Consider the following 13,265-nt stretch of genomic DNA (forward strand, 5'->3'; position numbering starts at 1 on the left):
AGGAGCCGTCCACCGGCAGGGATGGGGAGGATGTGGGACTGGGTTTCGGCACCCGACTACTGGGCCGCGCGGTTCGCGGTGCAGCACCTGATCGCGATCGGATACCTGCTGGGTTTCACCAGCGCGCTGCGCCAGTTCCGGGGCCTGCTGGGCGAACGCGGCCTGACGCCGATCCCCCGGTTCCTGGCTCGGGTCGCGTTCCGCGGCTCGCCGAGCCTGTTCCACCTGCACTACTCCGACCGGTTCTGCGCGGGCGTCTGCTGGGTCGGGGTCGTCGGCAGCCTGTTGGCGCTGGTCGTCGACCTCGCGCCGTTGTGGGTGTGGATCGCGCTGTGGCTGGTGTTGTGGCTGCTGTACCTGTCCATCGTCAACGTCGGGCAGGTCTGGTACTCGTTCGGCTGGGAATCGCTGCTGCTGGAAGCGGGTTTCCTGGCGATCTTCCTCGGCCCGGGATCGGTCGCCCCACCCACACCGGTGCTGTGGCTGCTCACCTGGCTGCTGTTCCGCGTCGAGTTCGGTGCCGGGTTGATCAAGCTGCGCGGCGACTCCTGCTGGCGGGACTTCACCGCGCTGTACTACCACCACGAGACCCAACCGATGCCCGGCCCGTTCAGCCGCTGGTTCCACTGGTTGCCGCGCACACTGCACAAGGTCGAAGTCGCGGCCAACCACGGCACGCAGCTGGTGGTGCCTTTCATCCTGTTCGCCCCGCAGCCCGCCGCCACGGTGGCCGCGCTGATCGTCGTGGTGACTCAGGGCTGGCTGATGCTGAGCGGGAACTTCGCCTGGCTGAACTGGTTGACCATCACGCTGGCGTTCTCGGCGATGGGCTCGTGGCTGCTGCGCTGGGTGACGCCCGCCCCGCCGCCGCTGACCGCCCCGCCGCCGTGGTTCGTGGCGGCGGTGCTCGCCGTGACGGTGATCTTCGTGGTGCTCAGCTACTGGCCGCTGCGGAACATGCTGGGGCGGCGGCAGGTGATGAACCGCAGCTTCAACCGGCTGCACCTGGGCAACACCTACGGCGCCTTCGGCAGCGTCACGCGGACCCGCTACGAGGTGATCATCGAGGGCGCGGCCGGCTCGGACGGCGACTGGCTGGAGTACGAGTTCAAGGGCAAGCCCGGTGACCCGCGCAGGCGCCCGCCGCAGGTCGCGCCCTACCACCTCCGCCTGGACTGGCTGATGTGGTTCCTGGCGATCTCCCCCAGCTACGGCCGGACGTGGCTGCCGAACCTGGTGGCAGCATTGCTGCGCAACGAAGAGCACGTGCTGCGCCTGCTGCGCCACAACCCGTTCCCGGAGTCGCCGCCGATGTTCGTGCGGGCGCACCTGTACCGCTACCGCTTCGCGACCCGCGCCGAACGCCGCGAGACCGGCGCGTTCTGGATCCGCAGCCGCGTCGGCGACTTCATTCCGCCCCTGACGCTGGAGGACCTGGCCTAGTCAGCTGCGGCCGGAGAGCTCCCCGCGCGGGCCCTCGCTAAGCGATGCCGGTCGGGAGCGCACCTGCTCGTTGCGCCTACCCCCGTAACGCCCGGCGCCGAGGGTGACCTCACCGGTCGGCCCGGAGGAAACCTGGTGCAGGCTCGCGGAAAGATCGGCCTCCAGGCCGCCCGGTAGCTTCAGCCGGACCAGCAACGGCAGCAGAAAACCGATCGCCACCATCGCCACGAGCACGGGCGTCAAGGTGCCGAGCAGCACGGTCGGCACCTGGTACCGCAGGAAGAACGCGCCCCACATCAACGCCAGCATCACCAGCGACACGGTGATCAGCGCGGTGCTGCCGACCACGCTGGAGCGGGCCCTCCGGATGCGCTGCTGCGCGAGCACCCGAACCCGGTGCGCCTCGGAGTGCCGGCTGTCGAACTGCTCCACCCGGCGCAAGTAGCGCATCGCCCGGCGGAAATGCAGCGACGAGAGCTGCACATCGCCGCTCTCCCCGATCTTGTACGCCGCGACACCGGCCACGAAGTGCGGTTCGGCCTGGTCCGAGGCCGAACCGATCGCCTCCCGGGCGACCGCCAGCGCCTCCAGGTAGAGGTCCTCGCTGCCGGTCGCGTCGCCCCGCTGGACCAGCAGCCGGGCCAACTCGACCTGCAGGCGCCACTTCGGCAGGTCGCAGTCCGACCGGTCGAGCACGTAGCGCAGCGGCTCCTCCGCGCTCACCAGGTCCCCGGAGGACCGCACCACCGAGCGCGCCAGACCGATCGCGGCCGTCCCGTTGCCCGGATCCAGCACGGTCGCCTGGCGGAACTGCTGCGTCGCCCGCCCGGCCCACTCCCCCGGCTCCCCGCCGTCGACGTCCCGCTGGAGGTAGACGTTGCCCAGCTCGACGTGCGCCTGCACGTCGTACCAGTCCCGTTCGACGGCCTGGTCCAGCAGCTTCTCGGCCTCGTCGAACCGCCCGAGCTGGCTGTACAGCGCGGCGAGGTCGACGTGGGCACCGGCGTAGGGGTCGAGGTCGATGGCGGTGCGCAGGTGGTGCTCGGCGGCGGCGTGGTTGCCGCGCCGGAAGTTCAGCACGCCCAGCAGCGCATGCGCCTCGTCGTCGCACGGGTCGTCTTCGATGACGCCCAGGCACAGCCGTTCCACCTCGTCGTGCTGCGCCGTTCCCACGTCGCGCAGCAACGCGGCGGCCAGCGAGAGCCGGGTTTCGTCGTCGCGCGGGTCGATCTCCAGTGCTGCCCGGAAATGCCGTTGCGCCTTCGGGATGTCGTTGCTGCGCAACGTCACCCGGCCCAGGCCCACGAGCGCGTCGCCTCGCTCGTCCGGTCCGAACGCGTCGTCGAGCAGTGCCGAGAAGCGCTTCTCCGCCTCGGTGAACCGCTGCTGGGCGAGCTCGATCCAGCCCAGCTCGACCAGCAGCGACCGATCACCCGGGTATCGCCGCAGGTAACCGCGCACGACGAGCTCCGCTTCGCGATACCTGCGCTGCTTGCGCAGCACACCGGCCTTCAGCACGACGGCATTCAGGCTGAGCGGCCTGATCGCCAGGATCTTGCCCACACAGGTCAGCGCCTGATCTAGGCGGTAGGTGTCGACGTAGATCTCGCCAAGCAGACGCAAGAAGTCCAGGTCGTGGGGGAACCGCTCGATCGCGGCCAGCGTGGCTTCCTCAGCCTCCGCGGCCAGACGCATCCGCCGCAATGCGGCGATCTCGTCCCACATCGCCACCCGGGAATGCGGCTCCGCCCGCTTCGCCCGGCGCGCCAGCTGCAAAGCGTCCTCGAACCGGCCGGCCTGCCGGAACGTCCGGCTCAGTTCCACTAGGAGAAACCGCGAATCCGGGTCCCGCGCCAGCTCATCGCGCAGCAACGCGACGGCTTCGTCGTAACGATCGGCGATGCGCAGCGCCCGAACCTGGTCCTGCAAGGCGAGCATCGAATCATCGCTGCTGGAATTGCGACGGAAGTACTCGATCGCCGCGTCGATGCGGCCCAAGCGCACCTCCCGCCATCCGAGTTCGCGGATGACGTCCTCATCCGTACCGAACTCCTCGGCCATTCGGGCGGCAACGGCCTCGGCTTCGCCGAACCGGCGCAGCTCCACCAAGATGTCGTAGCGTTCCAGCAAGGCCGACACGTTCTGGGCGTCCGACCGCAGCGCATGATCGGTGGCCTGCAACGCCTCCTCGTAGCGGCCCTGGCGGACGTACTCCGCGATCAACGCCTGGCGCAGGTACCAAGTCTCGCCGCATGCCTCGAGCCCGCCTTCCAGCGCAGCGACCGCAGCGTCGTACTGTCCCTGGCAAGACAACGCCAGGGAGAGCTCCTCATGCAGTTCGGGGGCGAGCGGAGCTTCGCGTAGCCCCTCCCGGGCGGCCTGTTCGGCACGATCGAACCGGCTGGTCAGGCGGAGGACTATGGCCTTGGACTCCAACGCCTCGACGTGGCCCGGCGCCACGTCCAGGGTGCGTACCACCCACGGAAGTGCGGCGTCGTAGTCCGCCCGGGCCCGGTAGATTCGCCCTAACAGGGAGCGCAGCGCCGGTACGTCCGGGAACCGCCGCTGCGTTTCTTGCGCCACCGCCAGCTCTTCGTCGTAGCGGTACAACCCGTTGAGCAGGTTGCACCTGGCGAGGATCAGGTCGATGTCGTACGGGTCGTCGTCCAGGAAGCGGACGCATTCCCGCAACGCCTCATCGGTCCGGCCCCGGGCGTTGAGCGAGTTGAGCAATCCGATCCGCAGCGGTCTGTGGGTGGGGAACTGCCGCAGCGCGTCCCTGGCCGCTTTCTCGGCGTCTTCCGCCCGACCTGCACTGCGCAGCAAGATGACCTCCGTGCTGCGGGCTCGTGGCAGGTACTGATCAATCCGCGCTGCGGCCCGCGCCAGCTCGATCGCCTCGTCGAGGCGGCCCTGGGCGTCCCGCAGCCATGCCTGTTCCAGCAGCAGCCGGGGCGATTCCGGGTTCGCGGCCAGAGCCGCGTCAAGCACGGCTTCGGCGTCTTCGGGCCGCTTCGCGTCCCGGAGCAACGTCGCGTACCAGTCGGCGAGGAACGGGTTGTCCGGGTCCGATGCGGCGGCCCGCTCGATGCGCTCGACAGCCAGATCGTCCTGACCTCGCCGACTGGCGACCAGTGCGTGCTCGCAGACCAGATCCGGGGAATGCGGCAGCCGGGTGAGTGCCTCGGAGGCCGCCTGCTCGGCTTGCTCGAACCTGTCCAGCAGCCGAAAGAGGAAGATCTTGCGCTCATGGGCAAGCTCGTGCCACGGGTCCAGTTCGAGCGCGCGGTCCACGGTGCGCAACGCCGCCTCGTAGCGGAACTGCTCGACCTCCAGGAAGGCCAGCAGGTCCACGAGATCTGCCTCGTCCGGGAATCGGCGCAGCGCTTCGCGTGAAGTCGCCACGGCGGCGTCCAGGTCGCCAGCCGCGTGCAGCGCGAAGCATCGCCATTCGATGACATTGACGTCATCCGGGGCGACCGCGAGCGCTTTCTCCAGGTGGCGCATCGCATCGTCCGGTCGTTGCATCTCGATGAGCAGGCGCCCGATCGCCACGCGGACGAACACGCCTTCCGGGAACCGCTCAAGCGCGGACTCGGCGAACTCCAGCGCCTCGGCGTAGCGGTAGCTGCGCTCCAACGCGGCGATGCGCCATGCGTGCGCGCGTTCGGATGCCGGGTCGAGTTCGAGCGCGCGCTCGAACTCCTCCAGCGCGGTTCGGATGGCGATCCGGCCCAACGCCACCCTGCCCCGCAGGATGCGCAGTTCGGCGCCGTCCCCCCGGACTAGAGCCGCATCGGCGGCCTGCTTCGCCGCGCCGAAGTCGCAGCGGCGTCGGAGCAGGTCGATTTCGCTGAAGTCGCGCACTTCCCTGGAAATCTCGCTCACCTCACGCCTCGCGTTCGCTGCCAGCGGCAGTTTGCCAGCAGCGAACACCGGCCCGGGGAAGAACGCGCAGATCGTCGGCGCTGGGAGCCGCTCAGCCTTCGGCTGCTGCTTCAACGGTGGCGATGTCGATCTTGCTCATGCCGAGCATCGACTTCATCGCTCGCTGGGCCTTGGCCTCGTCCGCATCGGTGATCAGTTCGTACAGGCGGCGCGGGACGATCTGCCAGGACAGGCCGTACTTGTCCTTCAGCCAGCCGCAGGGGCCGGGCTCGCCGCCCTCGCCGAGCTGCTGCCACAGCCGGTCCACCTCGTCCTGCGAGTCGCACAGGACCTCCAGCGAGATGGCCTCGGTGAATTTGAACTCGGGCCCGCCGTTGATGCCCACGAACTGCTGCCCGGCCAGCTCGAACAGCACGGTCATGACCGTTCCCGGCTCGCCCGGCCCCGCCTCGCCGTAGCGCTGCACGTGCACGACGCGCGAGTCGTCGAAGATGCCGGCGTAGTACCGCGCGGCTTCCTCGGCCGCGGTGTCGAACCAGAGGTTGGTGATGATCTTCTGCTTGATCTCGTACATGCCCGTCTCCCGTCTCGTCGCCATTCATGCTGGCTGCAGACAGGTAGACCGGCCAACGCGGCAGAACTCATCGCGGGCACCGGAAACGCCCGTGAGCACTTAGAGCCGCTGCCGCGGCCGTTATGGATGCAGTGGTGGGTAGGTGCGGCTGCTGAAGCGAACGGCCTGTCCGCCTCGCCTATCGCGACAAACGGTCCGTTCGCTCCCCTCCCACGATGCCCACCGACACTGAGGGGAATGAGGCGAACGGACCGTTCACTTCACCTAACGCGACAAACGGACCGCTCGCTCCCCTCCCACGATGCCCACCGACACTGAGGGGAACGAACCGCCACAACACATGGCAGCAACGATGTACGCAGGAATCAGCTTTTTGATCCACCGGCGCGGTGACGTGCAAAAACTTGACAGCCGGGCAGCCTCAGCCGCCCGGCACCGAACCCAGGCCACACCTCTCACAACGAACACACGGCTCCTTCAAACAGCAAGGTTCACCACGCCACTCAAATCCATGAGGACGTCGCTTTCGACGGATATGCGCGCGAGCCAAAAGGGAATTACAGCACATATTCATGCCCACGAGCTAAAGCGCATGACCCGGAGTTCGACGGCGCGGTTTCGATAAGCGGCTGCGCACGCCCCTCCATCGGGTCAAAAAGCCGAACACTATCGGTATCGTTCACAGCCATCAACAGATGCCTGATACTCTCCCGTCCCCCGGGCATCCCTCCTGCGCAGCCACACCAGTACCTGGGTGTGCGCGGGAAAAGAAGCGATCTCCTCCAATATTCGAACAAATGCTCATGAACGCCAACCCCGACCACAGGTCCAAGCTCGGCCGCCATCGGGCCGAACCACGCAGCCTGCGCGGGTTCCGGCGGTGGCATCAACCCCAGCTTTCCCGTCCAGAAGCACGCAGATCTTCGCCACCAACATCGGCTCGTCAGACTCGACGTAGCGGCAACCGAAGAACGCAGCCCGCTCCGCCGAGAGGATCGCCTCCTCATCCGTCAACGCCACACACTGGCCATAAGTGTTCGTGTAACCAGGAACGTGCCCGCTCCGCGAGCTGGTTCATGCCGTCCGCCCCTCGCCCGCCAAACCATCTCCAGCGAAGTATGGGCCCGCTGTACTCCGTCTCCAAGCCGCTTACCCGAACGTCAGGCACAACCTGCCCGCCCGGTCAACTGTCTCCCTGGTGGTGTACGTCAGAGATGCCGTTCGTGACAGCCTTCGATGCCCGACCGGTGACCAGCTCTCGCACAACGCGAAGTAGCTGGTGCATGACCAGCACGTATGGCGTGTTCCTCGACCTGGACGTCGGCACGGGCGACCACCATGACCGCGGGCCGGGCCCCGACCGGAAAGAGCCTGCCCGATGCACCCCGGCCCACCTGCGAACCCAAGTTGCGGGCCGTGTTCGACAAACTCGCCGAACACGACCCCCTGTTGGTCGTGGTCGGGGCTTTAATTTTGCGGTAAAACTATCCACAGTGGAGGTGGTGCACATGACTGCTCAAGTAGGAACCCGTCGGAGCGGCAGGTTTCGCCGGCGGTGGATCGCAGGTGGTGACCGAACTGGTTAAGCGTGCTCAGCCTGATGGGGTGGCCATCAGTGGTGAGGGCGGGCTGATGCAGCAGTTGACCAAGATTGTGCTGGAGTCGTCGCTGGAGGGTGAGATGGACGCTCACCTGGGCTATGGCAAGCACGACCCGGCCAGCCGACACGACATCGGTCACCTGCGAGATCAACGCCGGGGACATATCCGCGCCATACACTTCCGACACAGTGCTCCGTGATGTCCCACGTCGTCATCCCCCGCGCATACAACGACAGAGTCATGTCATCAACGGAACCCAGCGGAATTCGTGATCACGCTCTTGCTGGTCCTGCCATTCATGGACCCGCTTCAGCACCGCCTTGGTCAACTGGTTCAGCAAGCCCTGCGCACCATCCAGACCGGCGGCATCAGCCACCAGGGAATCGATCGCCTCCAGTGACAGCAATGCCGCCACCCGCCGCGCTCTCTTCCTCACTGATCACGACTTAATCGGACGCGCCGACCGACTCCGCGACCGGTCAGGTCCGGTACGAGCCAGCGGACCGCTTCTGGTTCGCAGCGCTGTCCTCGCCGCTCACCCCGACGCCACTGGCACGAGACCTCCCCGTCCAACCCGCCACGATCCTGACCCGGCATCGCAGGTTCACCGCCAGGAACGGGACTACAACGCGCGCCGACGCCCCACCCGACACCCACCCACTCGAGGATCGAGATAGCTCGTCCTTCGCCTGGCCCACGAGAGCCCGCGCCGGACCCGCAGAAGGATCCACGGTGAACTAGCCGGCCTCGGACACCAGATTCGCCGCATCAACTGTGTGGGAGATCCGGAACTCAGCGGGCATCGCTCCCGCCCCACGCCGAACCGGTCCGACGTGGAAACAGTTCCTGGCCAGCCAGGCCCGCGGCATCATCACGCTTCTTCCACATCGACACCACGCTCGGCAAGCGCCTCTACGCCCTGGTGTTCCTCGAACACGGCACACAGCGGCCACACATCACCGGCGTCACCACCCACCCGCCCCAAGGGCTGGGCCAACAACAGGCCCGCAACCTCACCATCGATCTCGGTAAAGGACTAAGCGCGCTCCGCTTCCAGCTCCACGACCGCGACCGGAAGTAGCCAGCCGCCGTCGACGCCGTTTTCCAGGCCGAGAACATGGACATCCTCACCAGCGCGCCCCAGGCGTCGCGGATGAACGCACACGGCGAACGAGTCACCAGAACCCTCCGCAACGAAGTCTGCGATCACATCGTGATCCTCAACGAGGCACACGCTCGACAGATCCTCACCGAGTACCAACCGCACGAAGCCAACGCCCGCACGTTGCTACGCACCCGCGTCCTCGATCGACTTATCAACGAATACCGGTACGCGGCTTGACGTACAGCGATGACTTTACGAGCGGTACAGGTCCCGACGAAGACCACCGCCCGGCCGCGGAGCACTTCGACCGAACTCAGCTCATTTGTCGGGTGTGGACGGTATCTTTGATCAACACTTACAACCGGCTCGCCGTCACGATGATGCCCTGCTGACGCGAGCTCAGCAGTCACGCCTGTTCCGCGGTGGATTCTCGTGGTGTCGGCCGGTTCGCCAGTTCGTTGATGATCAGTAGCAGGACGGCGAGTGCGATCGGTGCGACCTGGGAGATCACCTGGAGTTGCACCGCGTTACCGGTCGCACCGTGGTGCTGGTGGTAGATCAGGTGCGGAACGTTGAAGACTAGTGAGGCGGCCAAGACCACGCGAACCAGCGTGCACCGCATCGACACCGCGGTGTATGCCACGACCAGCACGAACTGGAGCCCGATCAGCCCGAAGTCGCGCGTCATGTGCTCGTTGAAAGGCGGGAACCCGGTCAGCCACGCGAGCTCCGGAGTGGGGAAGCCGAGGTGAAACGACAACGGGAAGAGCGCGGCCCACAACGTGGGGATGCCTTCGGCCAGTGCGAGCAGCGCTAAGCCGATTCGCAGGAGCGGTTGCACGTGTCCTCCTCGCAACGACCGGCCGGGGATCCAGCCCCCTTGTCCCCGGTCGGTCGTCTCGTGTGCCATCTCAGAGACTGTTGGGTACAGGTGGGCACGCAGTGCCCTGATGTTGATCATGGTTGGCGTGCCCGGGCGACAAAAGATCATCCCCGCCGTGATCTGGTTGTGTGTGCAACTTCGATACCGGCGAGGATGATCGCCGCTCATGTTATCCGTCCAGCCTGACCGATCAGGTGTGGGCGGTCCTGGAACCGTTGATGCCGCTACGAGACCGTGAAAGGGCGGTACCGCACGCAAATACGACGATCTTCTGATGCTGGACGCGATCTTCTTCGTGGAGCGCTTTGGGTGTCAGTGGCGGATGATTCCCCGCGATCTGCTGCCCTGAGATGCGGCCTACCGCTGGTTTCGGGACTGGACCACAGAGGGCACCATCGACCGTGTTCACGACGCGCTGCGCGATCAGGTCCGTAGCCAGGCCGGGCACCAGGCGGACCCCAAGGCGGCGGTGCTGGATGCCAAACGGTTCGGACGGCGGGTACGAGACGACGTGCAGGCGGCGCAGTCCCCGTTCGGCCGAGCGTTCGCACAGGTCGTCGATGAGCAGGCCGCCCAGTCCTCTGCCCTGCTGGTCGTTGCCGACGAACAGGTAGTCGAGTTCGCCTTCACCGTCGGTGCCGCAGCCCGGAATCATCAGCAGGTAGAAGCCCACCTGCCGAGACCCGTCGCGCGCCACCCGCACCAGATGGGTCGCCAGGTCGTCGGCGGGGATGCTCACCCCTGCCACCAGCGTCTGGTATTCGCCCGGTAGGCGGTACTGGAACGAACCATCGCGGCCAGCGGTGGGAGGTCTTGGGCGGTGGCGTCGTCGACCGCATCGACCCCACCGATGAAATCGCCGGGAAATCCAAAGGAGTCTGGAGCTCGCGCTTGCTCAGCCGGAGTCGCGCGGCTCGAGCGGGGCCAGTCGTCGTCGAGAAGCTCATCGGTGTCCAGGGCTGGCGTACTCATCGCCGCGATCGGTGTTTTGCAACCAGGCCAGGAACATCCAGTCCCATTCGTCCCGATTGGCCACGCATGAGCGGATGTGGTCGAGAGATTCGTCGATAGGCTTCTCCCTGGCCTGGCCAACTCCTCCAACACCACAACCCGATCGGCTTTGGCCCTTCTCGCCCGGTACTCCGTCGTGCGCTTTGCCCTGTTTCCGCTGCGCACGCCGTTCGTCCTGTTGTGTTGCCCGATCGGTCGGGGTGAGCACCTCACTCTCGTCATTGCCCGGACTGCCGGGGCAATCCCAGCTGCGGCTGCTGTCACCTTCCGCCGCTTGGCCCCCGCGAACTCTGGTTGGCCTTCGCTCGCGAGCTCTCGCCAGCCTCCGCCCGCTCATCGGTCTCCCCCCGCACACTCTTCGCACTCTTCGGGCCGGTTTTCCCGGCCTCCGGCCCGGATGCGCCGGGCTGACGCGCAGGACCCGCCACCTCGGTGGGCAGCCCGGATCCCCAGCCCTGGCTACGCAACCCGAAACCACGCCCCGCCAACTCCTCCAACACCACAACACGGGCGGCAGCAGCCTTCCTCCCCTGGCGATATTTCGCATCATCTTCCCTCCTTTGCTGTTTCCACTGGGCCACCTTCGGCTGGAGCTCCGCCAGCTCCGCCGCCTGCTCCTCAGTCAACTCCCCCCGCGCCGCCCCCAACACCACAACACGGGCGGCAGCAGCCCTCCTCTCCCGGCTATGCTTGACGTCCCTTTCCGTGGTTTGCTGTTTCCACTGCACCGCCTTCGGCTGGAGCTCCGCCAGCTCCGCCGCCCGCTCCTCAGTCAACTCCCCCCGCCCCGCCAACTCCTCCAACACCACAACCCGATCAGCAGGGGCCTCACCCACCCCGGTCTCCATCACCTCCCGGTCCTTCTTCTTCCGCCCTCGCCCCCGCCCCGCTGCCTTCGGCCGGAGCGGCGCCAGCTCCGTCGCCTGCTCCTCAGGCAACTCCCCCCGCCCCGCCAACTCCTCCAACTCCGCAACACGATCGGCAGCATCCTTTAACCGCTGGTTATACTTCGCCTTCGTTTCCTTCCTTTGCTGCTTCTGCTGCTGCGACACCCAACACACCAGCCGCATCCGCACCCACCGCATCCGGCCACACCGCATCCCCCGGAGACGGGTCACCGAAAATGCCCTCGTCAGGTCCTTCGGCTCCGAACAACCCAACGGAGCCCTCCCCGTCGTGGTAGTCGGGGACGAAACCGGCGAAATCATCCGCTCCGGCATCCGGTCCCAGGAACCCGGAACGGGCGTCCCTGGGGAGGTCCTTGTGCGCACGGTCCAGCGTGTCGTGCAGATCGTGTGTGACGGGAGAGAAACCGGGCCCGGCGTGTGCCGTGTCATCGGATTGTGCCGTGTCATCGGTTTTTCTTCCGGGATCGCCATGCACCACATAGCGGGTGCGGGGCTCACCGGTCGCCCGCCCCGGGTCGTCAGCGGACTGCCGCAGCATGTCCCTCCCCGGCTGCGGCCCGGCTCCGGCGTGGATGGTCAGCCCGGTACCGAGCGTGTCCAGCCTGTCCGCCAGCGCCTGGGAAAACTCCACCACCCGGTCCAGGTGATCACCACCGAGTTCGTGGTGCCTGGCCGCGACCAGCGCCACCACCTCCTCCAGCGACACCGCAGCATCCCCACCCACCAACCCCGAAATGTCATGGGTGTCCTCCACAATCCGCCGCGCCGCCAGCTCATCCCCGCCAGAGCGGTCCAGCTTCCTCGCCCGGTCGATCTCCCCCCGCAGATCCGAGCGCGACCACTGCCCCGCCGGCGGCGGTCCCGACCCAGCCACGCCGCCCGGAACAGCCGCCGAAGACTCCACCAGACCGGCCAGACCCTCCGGCGCTCCGGCCAGATCCTCCGGCGCCCCGGGCACCGGTCTGGGAACAGAGCCATCGGCGGCGAATACCGTCCACTGCGGCCCGCGCCCGCCCTGTCCCGGTGTCAACGCGACAACATCACGCCCCATCCCCTGGGCCAGGGCCGAACCCTGCCCCGGCGAGACCACCACACCCGCACCCGGATTGCTCTGTGCGACCAGCAGCACAGGCCCGCCCGAGGAATCCGCGACACCACCCCGCACGAACTCCACCAACCCGCCATCAGCAACCACATTCGCGGGCACCGGCACCGGCACCGCGTCCACCTGCACACCCACCGGCACGGCCGCAGGCAAGGCCGCCGCCGGATCCTGCCGTGGATACGGGACCGCCCGTGACCCCACCGCCGAATCCGGCGGCACCGCAGCCTCACCCCACCGATGCGCATCCCCACGCCCCACAACCGGGTCCACACCGGAATCCCCATCGCGGCCGGTCCCGCCATCCACCGAGGACTCATCGCCCGGGGACACCGCTTCGCCGTTGAGATCCGCTACCGCCCCAGAGCCGGATCGGGGTGTGACAGTGTTCGGTAGCACGGCATCCGAGGGCGTACCAGGACCATCCACACCAGACACGCCAGACACCCCGGACACCGGATCGCCACCGGCAACGGGACTGTACTGCGGCGGCGGTGTCACCGACCTGCCCGAACCGAAATCTCCCGTCGCATAGCCATAAGACGGTGGCGGAGTACCCGGCCGGTCCTGCCCAAAATCTGACACGCCCGGGACACCGGCAGCTGGATTCCCGCCCGTCACGCTGCCACCCGCACCACCCCTACCGCTGCCATCGAACCCGCCCTTACCGTCCTTACCCGCCACGCCACCGGAGGCCGGACCGGAACCCGACACCACCAGGTCTCCACCGGAGGTCACCACCCCGGTATC

General features: G+C 67.1%; 11 protein-coding genes and 1 pseudogene. 2 read left to right on the forward strand and 10 right to left on the reverse strand.

Annotated features, from left to right (window positions below; translation table 11 throughout):
- Positions 1-30 precede the first annotated feature (30 nt).
- A complete protein-coding gene (locus tag SSPN_RS0127045; RefSeq protein ID WP_010311181.1) occupies positions 31-1,443 on the forward strand; it encodes a lipase maturation factor family protein in 1,413 nt (470 codons plus the stop codon).
- On the opposite strand, the gene SSPN_RS0127050 is transcribed toward SSPN_RS0127045, so the two are convergent.
- The 5 genes and pseudogenes from SSPN_RS0127050 to SSPN_RS60380 form a co-directional block, all read right to left on the reverse strand.
- Positions 1,444-5,445, reverse strand: coding sequence for a tetratricopeptide repeat protein (locus SSPN_RS0127050; protein WP_010311183.1), 4,002 nt, complete (start codon positions 5,443-5,445; stop codon positions 1,444-1,446).
- Complete coding sequence (locus tag SSPN_RS0127055; RefSeq protein WP_010311185.1) at positions 5,423-5,905, reverse strand: VOC family protein; 483 nt, start codon at positions 5,903-5,905, stop codon at positions 5,423-5,425. The genes SSPN_RS0127050 and SSPN_RS0127055 overlap by 23 nt, the downstream gene beginning before the upstream one ends.
- 1,722 nt (positions 5,906-7,627) lie before the next feature.
- Positions 7,628-7,766 (reverse strand): annotated as a pseudogene (locus SSPN_RS62980) (transposase); the annotation flags it as partial.
- Entirely contained in the window at positions 7,745-7,921 is a 177-nt protein-coding gene (locus tag SSPN_RS57080) for a hypothetical protein (protein ID WP_010311190.1), read from the reverse strand. The gene SSPN_RS57080 and the pseudogene SSPN_RS62980, both read right to left, overlap by 22 nt.
- Positions 7,922-8,542: 621 nt before the next feature.
- On the reverse strand, positions 8,543-8,716 hold the full coding sequence (locus SSPN_RS60380; protein ID WP_170121601.1) for a hypothetical protein: 174 nt from the start codon (positions 8,714-8,716) through the stop codon (positions 8,543-8,545).
- Positions 8,717-8,719: 3 nt separating this feature from the next.
- Between SSPN_RS60380 and SSPN_RS61785 the strand changes: the two genes are divergently transcribed.
- Positions 8,720-8,848, forward strand: a complete 129-nt coding sequence (locus SSPN_RS61785) for a hypothetical protein (RefSeq protein ID WP_272941770.1) — start codon at positions 8,720-8,722, stop codon at positions 8,846-8,848.
- A gap of 169 nt (positions 8,849-9,017) precedes the next feature.
- Here SSPN_RS61785 and SSPN_RS46000 read toward each other — a convergent pair whose 3' ends face one another.
- The 5 genes from SSPN_RS46000 to SSPN_RS57855 form a co-directional block, all read right to left on the reverse strand.
- Positions 9,018-9,452 (reverse strand): hypothetical protein, encoded by a 435-nt coding sequence (locus SSPN_RS46000; RefSeq protein ID WP_010311195.1) that lies wholly within the window; start codon positions 9,450-9,452, stop codon positions 9,018-9,020.
- Positions 9,453-9,684: 232 nt separating this feature from the next.
- The gene (locus SSPN_RS49295; RefSeq protein WP_010311197.1) at positions 9,685-10,233 is read right to left on the reverse strand and encodes a GNAT family N-acetyltransferase; all 549 of its coding nucleotides are present in this window, start codon (positions 10,231-10,233) and stop codon (positions 9,685-9,687) included.
- Between the two features lie 204 nt (positions 10,234-10,437).
- Positions 10,438-10,713: a hypothetical protein gene (locus SSPN_RS55470; protein WP_148272044.1), complete on the reverse strand. Its 276-nt coding sequence runs from the start codon at positions 10,711-10,713 to the stop codon at positions 10,438-10,440.
- A gap of 52 nt (positions 10,714-10,765) precedes the next feature.
- Positions 10,766-11,557, reverse strand: a complete 792-nt coding sequence (locus SSPN_RS61790) for a hypothetical protein (protein WP_192814554.1) — start codon at positions 11,555-11,557, stop codon at positions 10,766-10,768.
- A partial coding sequence (locus tag SSPN_RS57855; protein WP_237710748.1) for a hypothetical protein occupies positions 11,508-13,265 on the reverse strand: 1,758 nt, incomplete at its 5' end. The genes SSPN_RS57855 and SSPN_RS61790, both read right to left, overlap by 50 nt.

Origin of the sequence: Saccharopolyspora spinosa NRRL 18395, assembly GCF_000194155.1 — a bacterium.
In the GTDB taxonomy this organism is placed as follows: Bacteria; Actinomycetota; Actinomycetes; order Mycobacteriales; family Pseudonocardiaceae; genus Saccharopolyspora; species Saccharopolyspora spinosa.